The organism is Proteus alimentorum (genome assembly GCF_002607735.1).
GTDB lineage: Bacteria > Pseudomonadota > Gammaproteobacteria > Enterobacterales > Enterobacteriaceae > Proteus > Proteus alimentorum.
In genome coordinates this window covers 271,997-286,710 of sequence record NZ_NBVR01000031.1, presented here as the reverse complement: position 1 = coordinate 286,710, position 14,714 = coordinate 271,997, and the positions used below count along the sequence as shown (strand labels likewise).

Below are 14,714 nucleotides of genomic sequence, written 5' to 3'. Positions count from 1 at the left end.
CGACTTGGTAAACCTGAGTGTGCAGGTGATTAATTTTTTATTACCGAAGTCGGTTATGCCCGATTCCCAAGCGAATTAACCACCAATGAACTGGCGGCAGATATTGCCGTCATTTTTCATTGGTCACCGGCAGATACCGGCAAAATGAGCCTTTCAGAATTATTGTCATGGCGCTATCAAGCGGCGAAACGGTGCGGACAACAGGATGAGTAATAACTTAAAATTACAAGTTGTACTGAGTGCGGTTGATAAATTAACCGCACCGTTTCGCAGTGCACAAGAAAGTAATAAACGATTGGCGTCCGCTGTGCGCCAGTCACGTGACTCGTTAAAAACCCTTAATCAGCAAGCCTCACAAATTGACGGCTTTCGTAAAATTAAACAGCAGTTAACCTCCACACAGCAAGCGTACCAATCCGCCACGCAACGTGTTGCCACTCTCGCCAAAGAAATTACCAACAGTGAAAACCCTACTAAAAAACAGTTAGAGGCGTTTAAAAAAGCGCAACGGGAAGCGGGACAACTCAAAACCAAATATGAGCAATTACAGCAGTCGGCACAGCGACAGCGCTCGGCATTACAAGCCAATGGCATTTCTACTAATCAACTCGGTCAAGCGCAACGGCGACTTAATGGTGATATTGAACGCACCACGCAACAACTCCGCCGGCAAGAAAACCAGTTAAGGCGCAGTGCCGAACAAGAGCGTCGCATGGCGGCGGCTAAATCGCAGTATCAAAAGACACTTGATGTGCGAAATAAAATGGCGGGAGCCGGTGCTACCATGACAGCAACTGGTGCCGGTATGTTGTATTCCGCGAAACAAACCTTAATGCCGGGGTATGAGTTTAATGTCGGTATGTCAAAAGTGCAGGCATTAACGCGCTTAGATAAAAACTCCGATGAATTTAAGATGTTGCGTGAGCAAGCGCGAGAACTGGGCGCAACCACGGCATTTACCGCCAACCAAGTGGCGCAAGGTCAGGCATTCTACGCAATGGCGGGTTTTAAGCCTGAGCAAATTAAAAATGCCATGCCCGGAACGCTGGCAATGTCACTGGCGGGTGATATTGATTTAGGTACCACGGCAGATATCGGTTCTAATATTTTAACCGGCTTTAAGCTCGACTCGGATCAGATGGGGCGAGTGAGTGATGTGTTAGTCGGTGCCTTTACCCGTTCAAATACCAGTCTGACTATGCTTGGCGACACGATGAAATACATTGCACCGGTGGCGTCAGGGTTAGGCGTTGATTTAGAAACGGCTGCCGCCGCAACGGGTAAGTTAGGGGATGCGGGTATTCAAGGCTCAATGGCGGGTACGTCATTACGAGCTATCTTAGGGCGTCTTGCTGAACCGCCGAAAATGGCCGCCAAAGCATTAGAAGAACTTGGCATTAAAACACGAGATGCAAAAGGAAACTTACGCGACTTTCCTGAGTTATTAGCCGAATTGGATAAGAAAACCGCCAATATGGGTAATGCGCAGCGGGCAGGATTCTTTAAACATATTGCCGGTGAAGAAGCCTTCTCCGCGTTATCGGTGCTTGCCGAACAAGCAGGAAAAGGAGAATTACAGAAGTTTGTAGATGAATTAAAAAAAGCTAAAGGCGAAGCCCAAAATGTCGCGGGTACTATGACGGATAACCTTGATGGTGATATGAAAAATCTAACATCAGCGTGGGAAGCTTTAGGCATAAAAATATTTGATGGAATTGATAAGCCATTACGTCAAATTTCTCAAAGTATTACAAAGGCAATATCAAAGGTTGAATCATGGGTAAAGGCTAACCCTGAACTGGCTAAAACGCTGACTATGGTTGGCTTAGCGATAGCCGGCATTATTACCACGCTCGGTATTCTCTCGTTATCCATTGCTGCCATGTTGGGGCCATTAGCCGCCGCGAAATTAAGCCTATCAATTTTAGGCATTAAAGGCGGTGGCGCGTTAACACTGTTATTAAAACCCATTAAATTATTAGGCAGTGCATTTTTAGGATTGGGTAAAGCCATGTTAGCTAACCCTATTTTGTTGGCTATTGCTGTTATTGCGGGTGCTATTTATCTGATTTATAAAAATTGGGATAAGATTGAGCCGTATGTCACCAAGGTGTGGGAGTCTGTTAAACAGCGCACCGCTATTGCATGGCAAGCATTGAAAGACACCATTTTAAAAGTATGGGAAGGGATTAAATACATCTTCTTTAACTGGGCGATACCGGGCTTAATTGCAAAACATTGGGATAGTATTGTCGGCTATACCAAAACCGCATGGGCGTCTGTTAAATCTGTAATTTCAGGTATCTGGGAAGGAATAAAAACCTTTTTCATGACACAAACTTTACCGGGGATTATTTATAGCAATTGGGATCAAATTGTTAAGTACACCCAAGAAAAATGGGAGTTCCTTAAAACAACGATTTCCACTAAATGGGATGAAATTGTCGAAGACACCAAAGCGTTACCGGCTAAATTTTTACAGTTCGGTAGTGACCTGATTGATTCCATTATTCAGGGAATAAAAAACAAATGGACGGACTTTAAAAATAGTATTGGTGAATTGGCAACCGCCGCGAAAGAAGCACTGACCCCTGAGTTTGCTAAAACCTCCGATCCGAAAGTGCAGTCTGCATTAGATTCTTACAATAGCAACTTTGCCGGAATGTATGATTCAGGCGGTTATATCCCGCGTGGTCAGTTTGGTATTGTCGGCGAAAATGGCCCTGAAATTGTTGAAGGCCCTGCGAACATCACCAGTCGTAAACATACTGCCATGTTAGCAACAGCTGCATTATCGTTAGGCAGTGCCTTTTCATTACAGGCACAAAATGCCCCGTTGCACCCGCACAGTTTGCCGGTTGAAAACTATCGCCCGGCACCGGCTAACGTGAACATTCAACAACAGCGTTATCAAGGCGCGCCGGCACATTATGAAATTAATATTCATCCTCAACCGAATCAATCTGCGCAAGATATCGCACAGCTTGTTATCGCGGAAATCGAACGCCGTGAGCGTGACAAGAAAGCACGATTAAATAGCCGTTATCAAGACAGTGAGGTGTGGTAATGATGGCAGCACTTGGGGTATTTGTGTTTGAGTTACGCACCGTACCTTATCAATCCCTACAAAAACAACAAACGTGGCGACATGGTTTTACTCAACGTGTCGCACGCCGACCGGCACAACAATTTATTGGCCCTGATACTGATGTGATCACTTTATCGGGAGCGCTTTATCCCTCATTAACCGGCGGTAAAGTGTCGTTGCTGGCTCTAGAGTTAATGGCGGATAGTGGTAAAGCGTGGTCGTTTATTGATGGTACGGGCACCATTCACGGCATGTTTGTGATCACCGATTTACAACGCACCCATACCGAATTTTTCCAAGACGGCGCCGCCAGAAAAATTGATTTCTCTCTGACATTAAAACGGGTGGATGACTCCATCAGTCAGATGTTGGGAGATTTAAGCGACCAATTAGGCATGATGGCCAATGGTGCCGGTGAAGCGATAAAAGGGGTTTTATCATAATGTTACCAGAAATGCTCACCGGTAAAAGTAGCACGCCAGCTTTCGTGTTAATTGCCGGTGATGAAGATATCAGCACCAAAATTCAAGGGCGATTAATTTCACTTTCATTAACGGACAATCGGGGCTTTGAAGCTGACCGGCTTGATATTGAGTTAGATGATTCTGACGGCGCATTAATGATGCCAAAGCGGGGTGAGGTGTTAACCTTACATCTTGGTTGGCAGGGTGAAAATCTTATTCATAAAGGCTCGTTTACGGTCGATGAGATAGAGCATTCAGGTGTACCGGATAAAATGACATTGCGCGCTCGTAGTGCGGATTTTAGGGCAACACTCAATGTTCGCCGTGAAATGTCTTACCATCAAAAAACATTAGGGGATATCGTCAGAACCATTGCAGGGCGTAATAATGTCACGGCGGTGGTTGATCCTGGTCTTGATACGGTGAAGATTGAACATATCGACCAGACCAATGAGTCAGACGGCAGTTTTTTAACGCGCTTAGGGCAATTAAACGGTGCCACCGCTTGTGTTAAAAACGGCAATTTGCTGTTTATGGTGCAAGGGGGCAATACCACCGCCAGTGGTCAAGCATTACCTTTAGTGCAAATCACTCGTAGTGTGGGGGATGGGCACCGTTTTTCATTGGTAGATAGAGGCGCTTATACTGGCGTGACAGCCAATTATTTAAACACTCGTAAACCGCAAGAGAAAACACAATCACAAATTCGTCGTAGAAAACCCACTACTGATAAACCGAAAAAAGAAGAAGAGAAACAAGGGGAGTACCTCGTCGGTGAAGAGGGTAATGTGATGGTGTTGTCTCATACTTACGCGAGTAAAACCAATGTCGAACGTGCTGCTAAAGCCGCATGGGAAAAAATACAGCGAGGCGTTGCTTCATTTAGTATTACGCTAGCGAAAGGGCGCGCGGATCTCTTTCCTGAATTGCCAGTACAAGTGAGCGGATTTAAGCCAGAGATTGATAATGCCTATTGGACGTTGGTCACGGTGAGCCATTCCCTGAACAATAGCGGATTTACCACCTCGTTAGAATTAGAAGTCAAAAGCAGTGAGATAGATATGGATAAGGAATAGTGCCTGTGTATAATTACAGGTAATTTCCACATCATAAAGAGGTAACCCGTTTATGATGATTTGTCCTGTTTGTGGTCATGCCGCGCATACTCGTAGTAGTCAGCAAATATCTTCCGATACCAAAGAACGTTATAACCAGTGCCAGAATATCAATTGTGGCGCGACGTTCGTCAGCCATGAAACCGTAACGCGGTTTATTTCAAAGCCTCAATTGATTGAACGGGTAGAGCCACATCTTGATAAATATTGCCAACAGGCATTAGCGATTTAATGAAAGCTTGGAAAGATACGGAAATAGGTAGCAATCTAAGATATTTGGTTATGTAGTTATGTTAGACTACATAGAATCTAGCATTAATATGTAAAAATTCTACCGTCATAGTTAAAAATAATTTATTTAAATTAGTAAGATATATAATTTAAATAATATTTGTGTGCTATTGAAAATAAGAGACAATATAGATGCCTTTTTTAGAATATATATCAGATGAAAATTTAATCAGAGAAGTCAAATATCTTTTAGATAAAGCGGTACAGAAAAGACAAGATGCTGAAAAATCATTTAACAAAAATGTTATAGATCCATTTGGTGCTTTGTTTGAAGCTTCTGATTTCAAAAGTCATGAAGAATGGCGTAACTCTGAAATGGCACGCCAATGCCAAAAAACTATTCAAAACCATGTAGGAACTTTCCATCAACGCGTATTAGGTTATGTAGATGGTTGGGAAGATATGGGCACTGGTGGTATTGTTGATTTGGTTAACCGTGAAAAGAAAATTATTGCTGAATCAAAAAATAAATTTAATACAGTAACTGGGGGTAGCCTTTCTGGTGTATATCATTCACTAGATGCTCAAGTCTCTCCTAAACATAGTCAATTCAAAGGTTTTACTGCATATTTTGTCAATATTATTCCTAAAAAACCTATTCGTTATAATGATCCTTTTACCCCATCAAATAAAGATACAGGAGCAAAATGCCCTGAAAATCCTCTAATTAGAATTATTGATGGTGCAAGCTTTTATCATATCGTAACTGAACGAGTTGATGCGTTAAAAGAGCTACATAAAGTATTGCCTAAAGTTATTGAACATGTGTATCAAGAATATTATGGGAAAAAAGATTTTGTAATTCCAGATATTGATATGTTTATGAGCTATTTTTCTGTTGCGTATGAAAAATAACCATGATCAACGTTTGACATTTAATATGACTATATATACAGTTGTAACCATGATCAAGATTATCAGGAATTATGAATATGCTACAAGATGAATTTTCTATCGCTGAAGTTGCAGATTTGCTAGGTGTAACAAAAGAAACATTAAGGCGCTGGGATTCTACTAAAAAATTAAAATCCAAACGTAATCCTGATAATAATTATCGTTACTACGAGAAAGAACAGCTTATGCAATTTGAAGAAATCCAAGCACTTTATAAAAGTAATTGGGAAACTGAATTGCAAACTAAACCAATAAAAAAATTTACTGTGTTGGAGCTATTTGCTGGTGCCGGTGGTATGGCATTAGGTTTAGAAAAAGCGGGTTTGTCTGCTGTCATGTTAAATGAAATAGATAAGCATGCTTGTAATACGTTACGTTTAAACAGACCAAAATGGAATGTTATTGAAGGGGATGTTGCTGGTATCGATTTTTCTGAATATAAAGGTAAAGTTGATGTTTTAGCAGGCGGTTTCCCCTGTCAGGCTTTTTCTTACGCGGGAAAAAAAATGGGGTTTGAAGATACACGAGGAACTCTATTTTTTGAATTTGCAAGAGCAGTACAGGAAGTACAACCTAAAATATTATTAGCAGAAAATGTTCGAGGTTTACTCAATCATGATGATGGTAAAACGTTAGAAACCATAGCTAACATAATTGACGAGATTGGATATTCTCTTATAACACCAAAGGTATTGAAGGCTATTTTCTACCAAGTACCTCAAAAAAGAGAGCGGTTAATACTAATTGCGATCCGTAAAGATTTAGTTAATTCAATAAATTATACTTGGCCATCACCTTATCATAAAGTGATGACAATGCGTGATGCGTTGAAAGCTGGAGAATTATTTGAAACAGATGTTCCTAAATCTGAAGGGCAAAAATACCCTAAGAGAAAACAAGAAATTTTATCTTTGGTGCCTCAAGGTGGATATTGGCGTGATCTTCCTGAAGAGCTTCAGAAAGAATATATGCAAAAAAGCTATTATTTAGGTGGTGGTAAAACGGGCATGGCAAGACGTTTATCATGGGATGAACCAAGTTTAACATTGACTTGTGCCCCAGCTCAAAAACAAACTGAACGCTGTCATCCAGAAGAAACTCGCCCCTTGGCGGTAAGGGAATATGCTCGTATCCAAACATTCCCAGATGATTGGGAATTTTCAGGACCGATTACCGCTAAATATAAGCAAATAGGTAATGCTGTTCCTGTTAATCTTTCTTATGCTATCGGACGTTCTTTAGTTCGTGTTCTTAATGAGTTAGAGCAAAAAGAAACAAAAGGTTATAACGGAAACGAGCTTCTTTCTGCATAATATATAGATTATTGATAATTCATATGCCGCCATTAAATATGGCGGTATTTTTTTATTCTCATGTTATTTGTTAAAGATAATAAATTTAAGGATTAAATCATTTTTATAAAAAGCCTCTCTTTCAAGAGGCTTTCCGAAATGTGGTCAATATGTGGACATTGACACTAATCAAATCCTTTTATATCAGTATGTTAGGTTGATCTTAAAAGCCTCATTAAGCGCATTTGATTACTTAATTCGCACGACTACAAAATAAATAAATTATTGTTAAAAAGATTAATTATTTTATGTTGTTTAAAGCATCTCAATCGAGATGCTTTTTTTTCTGCATTAGTTCCTACTTACCTTAAAATCCTATTCATCACCCCAAAACAACCTATGCTATTATCACGCAAAATTAATAACCTATAGGGAAGTTGATATGAATATAAATAAAATGTGTTTTAGACAAGTTGTTCCTGCGCTATTTTTTTCCCTGCTATGTGCGAGTTCTTTTTCTGTCAACGCAGATATTGAAGTTCGTGATGAAACTTTATATGAAGCGCATCAGCGCTTTAAAACCGAAATTATAAACGACAGTTTTGATAATATTGATCCGCCTTGGGAAGCACCACCTGAAATATTCAATGTGATTAAATATCCGGCAAAACCGGGAGATATGTATGCCTATTTAACACCACCTCCAACAAATAAAAAAACGAAATTACCTGCTGTGATCTGGTTAAATGGGGGCTACGGCGGAATTGGTGGTGATGACTATTTTTGGCAACCTAAACCAGTTGATAATGACCAAACGGGAGCTACTTTTCGTGATCCCAATATGGTGTTGATGATCCCATCCTTTCGAGGTGAAAATACTAATCCTGGTCGTTATGAAATGTTTTATGGCGAATTAGAAGATTTAGAATCAGCGAGAGAATATTTAGCATCACTGCCTTATATTGACTCCAAACGTATCTATGTCGTTGGACATAGTACGGGGGGAACTAGAGCATTATTAGCGAGTGAATATAGTGATAAATTTAGAGCTATTTTCTCCTTGGGTGGAATACCTGATCTTAAATTAAGAGCTGAAGGGGATATGATAGTTGAATTGCCTTTTGATAGAAATAAAGAAGAAGAATTTAATGTTCGTTCTTTTTATCGTTATATTAAATCAATAAAAACACCAACGTTCTATTTTGAAGGTCGAGATTATTTTTGGAGTGAGTTTAATGAATTACGTGGTGTTGCAATGGTGCATGATATTCCATTAAAAATATACAGTATTAAAAATGGGGACCATTTCAATATTATTGTTCCTGTCAGTAAATTAATTAAAGATAAAATCTTGTTAGATACCGATACGACAAAAGAAAGTAATATTCGATTCACTAATGAAGAGATTAAATGGATCAATAAGCAGGTTAGATAATTATTGATGGTTTTATTTTCCTTTTAAGTGAAGTATTTTAATAATGATATCTGCTCTTTTATTTAATCGATAAAAGAGTGGTTTTTTCATTTTAAAACTAACACATTATTTTGAGAAAGATATTAATTGTATTATGATAAAAAGATGACCATTTAAAAAATGAAGGGATTTATTATGCAAGCTAAACTTGCTTATCAATGGAAACAACAAAGACGTGGGAGACTCTCTTTTTTAGGCTTAGAAGTTGCTTGGTCAATTTTCTTTTTTATTGCAGAAAATTTAGCAGATCGATGGTACATGGAACTTTATCCTGAAAAAACAGAGTTAATTGCTGAAAGTTATTTTTACTATCAATTTTCTTTTACATCATATGGTCTAATGGAAATAGTGTTTTTAATAGTACAAGTCTATATATTTACACTTATTTTATCTCAACGAATAAGAGATATAGGTATAGGTTATCCTGTTATTATTTCACTTATTTTAACGGCTAGTCCTATTTTATTAACACCATACTTGTTATTTAATGCACCATCCATGTTCATAGTGTTGATTTCTATTTTATTAATAACTGGGCTGATCGCCTTACTTGCACCATCAGCCAATAAAGTCGATATCAATAAAGGCTCAAAATAGAAAGAAAATAATAATAAAATAATCAGTTAAAAAGTGAGTAAATTAAGCAGAAAAAGCATCTTTTAGATGTTTTTTCTGCTTAATAGGCATTATTTATCTAATAATCAAGATAAGATCTCTATAATACCTTTTTGTCCATTCTTTAATATATTTAGGACATTACGTACACCCATTACTGTGGGTAATCCTAATTCTCTAGCAGTAACCGCACCATGAGATAATGGTCCACCACTTTCTGTAATAATGCCAGATGCACGATAAAAGAGAACGGTCCAAGCAGGGTTAGTTGTTCTTGCTACTAAAATGGCATTCTGCGGAAATTCGGCAAAATTCTCTGGACCATAAACCAGATAAACTTCACCTTCAACAATACCAGCACTACCCGCAAGCCCCTTTAATTGATATTCATTTGTATTTAGTGTATTACAACTATCCTCACCATAGATCCATTGTGGTGTGACTGATTTTGCTTTTAGATATCCCGCCTTATTTTGATATATATGATGGCGTAACTGATTCCAGTCAGTGGGATTATCTGCAAGAATTGCATCAGCTAAAGGTTTTTCATTAGCAAAATAAATATCCATTGGGCAATCTAATACGCTACGAATAACCAATCGTTCTCCTAATGCTTTTAATCCGCGACGCATAATGTGTATTTTTAGCTTGAGATCCACTATGGTAAATAAGTGAAATTTTGGAAAAGTAGATTTCTCTAATTGTACTAGAGATAAATTGATAATAAAAAGGAAGTGGAGACCCCGCAACAAAAGAGGCGTTTTTTTTATTGGTGAAGGTAATATTGAATTAGGCATAAGATTTCCTTACATTATTCCTTCTTCAAAAACATATCACGGTCTTAAAAAAGTGACACTAAAAAATTAAAATTTAAAAAGTATTATTAGAATAAATTATTTCACTAACTTGAGGCTCTTAATTCTACTGAATAAGATGAAAATGAGTATGATTCAACTTAGACTCGCTGAACCACAGGAAGCTAAAAGGTTGTGGTATTTACGAAATCAAGCACTGCGATTTGGTTGTGAGAATGTTTATCCATCAGAGATTTTAGCCGCTTGGACTCCTGATGAGATGCCTGAGGGGTATCGGCAAGCTATTATTGATAATCCATTTTATGTGATTGATTATCAAGAATACAATATTCCTGTTGCTTCGGGTTTTTTAGATGTTAAAACAGGTTTTGCTGAAGCCATTTTTACATTACCTGAATACATGGGAAAAGGATATGCCGGATTAATTTTAAAGCAGCTGAAACATGAGGCAATTAAGAGAGGGCAATCCAAATTGTTTTTAGATGCAACACCCAATGCCGTATTATTTTATTTAAAACAGGGTTTTAAAGCATTAGAAGAACGTGATTATTATTCTGATTTAGCGAAATCAAATTTGCATTGTTACCGCATGTGCATTGATTTAGATTAATTGTTTGTATTTTAACCATCTTAAAAGATGTTTTTTATAATAGATAAAGAATAAAAAAGCTATTCTTAAAATGCGGTATAGATTTATTTTTATCATTTTTTGAATTAGCTTTTATATTAATAGTATAAAATAGCAATTCACAGGATGTTGCGATATTGTGAAGTATCGCGATATCTCTAGGATAAATATTATGCAAAATGTGTTATTAACGTTATGGCCATTATTTGCGTTAATTGCGCTAGGTGCAATTTTAAGAAGAAACAAAACATTTGAACCCGCATTTTGGGTAGGGGCTGAAAAGCTTAACTATTTTTTACTTTTTCCTGCCTTATTGATTAATAGTTTGGCAAATGCACCTTTATCTGATCCTCAATTACCCCACCTAGCTGGGGCTATTTTTTCTGTAGTCATTATTATCACTATCTTGTGTGTTATTTTGAAAAAAATAACAGGTTGGTCTTCTGGTCGTTTTGGAGCGATCGTTCAAGGCAATATTCGATTTAACACTTATTTAGGTTTAGCCATTGTCGCTGATTTATTTGGAGTTGAAGGTTTGGGAATCGCCGCTTTGATATTAGCAACACTCGTTCCTCTATCAAATGTGACTTCAGTGCTTTGTTTAACCGCTGGGCAAAATGTAACTTTGCGTCAACTCATACTACCTATCATAAAAAACCCTTTAATTCTCTCTTGTGTTATTGGGATCATAATAAATCTGTCAGGAATTGGGCTTCCTTTCGGTAGCGATCAATTTCTTAAATTGTTAGCTGCAACTAGTTTACCTTTGGGACTGATTTGCATTGGTGCTGCATTACATTTATCAACACTAAAAGCAGAAAGTAAAATGATTAGTATTAATACGGTTACTCGTTTACTTATTGTGCCAACAACCGCCTATAGTGTTGCCTATTTTTTAGGTTTATCACCACTTGTTACAATACTTCTCGTTATTTTCTTTTCTATTCCAACTGCGCCAACTTCATATATTTTAACCCGACAATTAGGGGGCGATTCTGAACTAATGGCAGGGATCATTACTTCCCAAACCATGTTTGCAGCTATTACTTTGCCGATCATATTAGGTTTTTTAATTCCATAAATTTAAAGGAAATACGACTAATATGATTTATATTGGGTGATTTTTTATAGAATAGTTTCAATAAAAATGTTCTTCTCTTAAATATAATTTTAATTATTATATAGTTGATTTAAGAGGAAGTTATGATGAGTGTGAAAATTGATCGAAATGATATTTCTACTTCACAAATATTAAAAATATCACAAGGAAAAAAAACAAAAGATGTTATGTCATTATGGGCTAAAATAAAAGATTGGTTCCAATCAAACAAAAGAGAAAAAGCACTAAAAATAATTGAGAATATTGTATCTAAAGAGCAAATTGATGATAAAAATCATTTTGAAATGGCATATCATGTTTTAATGCTAAAATCTATGGCCTCAGATGCATATAAAGAAAGAATAAAAATTACTATTGATGATAGTTTAGGCAATCCGAATAATAAAGATATTACGATTTTAATCGATGATTATAATATTTTTATGAAGGATATAGACAATAAACAGCTTAATAAAATATCAACAATAATTAATGTGTTTAATCGACATTCATCAGTTTTTTCCAATGAAACCGCATTAAAATGTCTATATGAAAAGCTAGAACAAAATGAGAGCAAAAGTAATGATCTGCTTTTTGCTGAGTTATATCTTGAATTAGATAAGAAAATAAGTTCTGGTGAAATAGACTTAGAGCTGAATAAAAGTAACTTTAATCAAGTTGACTTTTATGCAATAAGCCAGCGCGTAAACGAGGCTGTAGATGAAAGTAATACTAATTTAGATATAAAAAGGGCACTAAGAAAAGATATAAATAGAGATACTTATATTGTTAATGGTGAAAAAATAAAAAGTAAAAATCAAGAAGAGGCAATGCAACAATTTGAATCTTTGATCAAAGATCTCTCAGAGAAAAATAAAAAGGCAATCTACTATTTACTCAATCAAGAAGGTATCACCTTAATTAAATCATATAATAATGCTTTTGATTACTACACATTGACAACATCTTTTTCAGGCGACAATATTGTTAAGCAAGAAAAAATTTATAGTATAAAGAGCCTTTCAGATGCTTTAATTGAAGTAAAGATAAAATACTTCAAAAAAAGTAGCGATAAAATAAATCATGATATTACTTTGGCTAGACCATTTGAAAGTAAGTTATATAATTTTATGTATGACATGGTGGTGACTAATAATAATCTCGAACTAAATGATGATAAAAACTTAAATAAAAAGATCAAAGAGATAAAAAAACACCTAGATGAGAAAGAACCAAATCTAGGTGATAAGTTTCTCGATCTATTGTATAGAGATAAAATCATTAATGAAGATAATATTGATATTACGTTAAAACTAAATAAAGGAGAATTAGTCTCATTAGATGGAGAATGTTCATATAGATTTTATTAATCTTATCCTTTGGTCAAAACAGAGCTTCTTGCTATGATATAAAAAATGAGAATAAGTAAGGGGCTCTTTTATGTCACAACCTCACAACCCAGAAATTCAAAAAATTATTAATGAGTTAAAGCAGCAATATCAAAATGCTGTTGATGCATTACGCAATGCAATTATTGATTATGCCCAAGATGGAAAATTACCAGATATAAAACAAAGAGCTGAAGGTATATTTGCTTATCCTCAATTAACTGTACATTGGTATGGTGAAGTTAAAACAGAAGATAAAACACGCGCTTATGGTCGATTATCAAAATCAGGTAATTATTCTACCACGATTACTAATCCTGCCTTATTTGAAGATTACTTATCAGAACAACTGCAACTTATTGCTGATGCTTATCATGCCACGTTTGAAGTAACCGCTTCAAAACAAGAAATTCCTTATCCTTTTGTGATTGATGGAACCGGTATCGGCTTTGATAGAAAGATGAGTGCCTCTTTAGCAAAATATTTTCCTACTACTGATTTATCTAAAATCGGTGATGAAATTACCGACGGTTTAATTTGTGATAGGGAAATATTGCCACTTTCTCATTTTGATGCATTACGTACTGATTTCTCATTAGCACGTTTAAAACATTATACGGGTACATTACCTGAAGACGTTCAGCCCTATATTTTATATACGAATTATAATCGTTATGTTGATGAGTTTGTTCGTTGGGCTTGCGATCAAGTTGCGGATAAAAATAGTCCATATTGTGCACTTTCTTGTGCTGGGTTTCAGCGAATTACAGCAGAAACCGTTGATCCTGAAAAGTTAATATCTGATTTAACTTGGAAGAAATATCAAATGCCGGCCTATCATTTAATTGCTAAAGAAGGTCCCGGAATAACATTAGTTAATATTGGTGTTGGCCCTTCAAATGCAAAAACAATCTGCGATCACTTAGCGGTTCTACGCCCACATGTTTGGTTAATGATTGGTCATTGTGGCGGATTACGTGAAAGCCAACAACTTGGTGATTATGTTTTGGCGCATGCTTATTTACGTGATGATCATATTTTAGATGACGTTTTACCTCCTGATATTCCTATCCCAAATATTGCTGAAGTACAACGTGCACTTTATGATGCTACGAAAATGATCAGCGGTAAACCAGGGCATGAAATAAAACAAAGGTTAAGAACAGGAACGGTTGTTACGACGGATGATCGTAACTGGGAATTACGGTTTTCGGTTTCAGCAAGAAGATTTAACTTAAGTCGTGCTGTCGCTGTTGATATGGAAAGTGCCACAATTGCTGCTCAAGGTTATCGTTTTCGCGTCCCTTATGGCACTTTATTGTGTGTATCAGATAAACCATTACATGGTGAAATTAAATTACCCGGTCAGGCTAATCATTTTTATGAAGGTGCAGTATCAGAACATCTGCAAATTGGTATTCAAGCGATTGAGCTATTAAAAGAAGAAGAAGATAAATTGCATTCTCGCAAGTTAAGAACGTTTAATGAACCACCTTTCAGATAAACTACAATAAAATAACAGCAAAATAGCATGTTTAAAAAATAAGCTTA

At 36.6% G+C, this 14,714-nt stretch carries 14 protein-coding genes; 13 read left to right on the top strand and 1 reads right to left on the bottom strand.

What is annotated here, in order from left to right:
* Positions 1-39 precede the first annotated feature (39 nt).
* From B6258_RS18570 to B6258_RS11815, 9 genes are all read left to right on the top strand, one after another.
* Positions 40-213, top strand: coding sequence for a GpE family phage tail protein (locus B6258_RS18570; protein WP_420820596.1), 174 nt, complete (start codon positions 40-42; stop codon positions 211-213).
* The gene (locus B6258_RS11850; protein WP_099075427.1) at positions 206-3,067 is read left to right on the top strand and encodes a phage tail tape measure protein; all 2,862 of its coding nucleotides are present in this window, start codon (positions 206-208) and stop codon (positions 3,065-3,067) included. Before B6258_RS18570 ends, B6258_RS11850 begins: the two co-directional genes overlap by 8 nt.
* Positions 3,067-3,531, top strand: a complete 465-nt coding sequence (locus tag B6258_RS11845; RefSeq protein ID WP_099075426.1) for a phage tail protein — start codon at positions 3,067-3,069, stop codon at positions 3,529-3,531. The genes B6258_RS11850 and B6258_RS11845 overlap by 1 nt, the downstream gene beginning before the upstream one ends.
* Positions 3,531-4,628, top strand: coding sequence for a phage late control D family protein (locus B6258_RS11840; protein WP_099075425.1), 1,098 nt, complete (start codon positions 3,531-3,533; stop codon positions 4,626-4,628). The genes B6258_RS11845 and B6258_RS11840 overlap by 1 nt, the downstream gene beginning before the upstream one ends.
* A gap of 52 nt (positions 4,629-4,680) precedes the next feature.
* Complete coding sequence (locus B6258_RS11835) at positions 4,681-4,899, top strand: ogr/Delta-like zinc finger family protein (protein WP_071233994.1); 219 nt, start codon at positions 4,681-4,683, stop codon at positions 4,897-4,899.
* A 191-nt stretch (positions 4,900-5,090) separates the two neighbouring features.
* Positions 5,091-5,813, top strand: coding sequence for an Eco47II family restriction endonuclease (locus tag B6258_RS11830; RefSeq protein ID WP_099075424.1), 723 nt, complete (start codon positions 5,091-5,093; stop codon positions 5,811-5,813).
* A gap of 77 nt (positions 5,814-5,890) precedes the next feature.
* Complete coding sequence (gene dcm / locus B6258_RS11825) at positions 5,891-7,165, top strand: DNA (cytosine-5-)-methyltransferase (RefSeq protein WP_099075423.1); 1,275 nt, start codon at positions 5,891-5,893, stop codon at positions 7,163-7,165.
* Positions 7,166-7,586: 421 nt separating this feature from the next.
* On the top strand, positions 7,587-8,579 hold the full coding sequence (locus B6258_RS11820) for an alpha/beta hydrolase family protein (protein ID WP_099075422.1): 993 nt from the start codon (positions 7,587-7,589) through the stop codon (positions 8,577-8,579).
* 174 nt (positions 8,580-8,753) lie between these two features.
* Complete coding sequence (locus B6258_RS11815; protein ID WP_240531576.1) at positions 8,754-9,215, top strand: hypothetical protein; 462 nt, start codon at positions 8,754-8,756, stop codon at positions 9,213-9,215.
* A 104-nt stretch (positions 9,216-9,319) separates the two neighbouring features.
* On the opposite strand, the gene B6258_RS11810 is transcribed toward B6258_RS11815, so the two are convergent.
* Positions 9,320-9,865, bottom strand: a complete 546-nt coding sequence (locus B6258_RS11810) for a PEP-utilizing enzyme (protein ID WP_240531575.1) — start codon at positions 9,863-9,865, stop codon at positions 9,320-9,322.
* Between the two features lie 307 nt (positions 9,866-10,172).
* Between B6258_RS11810 and B6258_RS11805 the strand changes: the two genes are divergently transcribed.
* From B6258_RS11805 to B6258_RS11790, 4 genes are all read left to right on the top strand, one after another.
* A complete protein-coding gene (locus B6258_RS11805; RefSeq protein WP_099075419.1) occupies positions 10,173-10,658 on the top strand; it encodes a GNAT family N-acetyltransferase in 486 nt (161 codons plus the stop codon).
* A gap of 190 nt (positions 10,659-10,848) precedes the next feature.
* On the top strand, positions 10,849-11,757 hold the full coding sequence (locus tag B6258_RS11800; protein WP_099075418.1) for an AEC family transporter: 909 nt from the start codon (positions 10,849-10,851) through the stop codon (positions 11,755-11,757).
* Between the two features lie 125 nt (positions 11,758-11,882).
* Positions 11,883-13,145, top strand: coding sequence for a hypothetical protein (locus B6258_RS11795; protein WP_240531574.1), 1,263 nt, complete (start codon positions 11,883-11,885; stop codon positions 13,143-13,145).
* Positions 13,146-13,215: 70 nt separating this feature from the next.
* Complete coding sequence (locus tag B6258_RS11790) at positions 13,216-14,667, top strand: AMP nucleosidase (RefSeq protein WP_099075416.1); 1,452 nt, start codon at positions 13,216-13,218, stop codon at positions 14,665-14,667.
* The last annotated feature ends 47 nt before the right edge of the window (positions 14,668-14,714 follow it).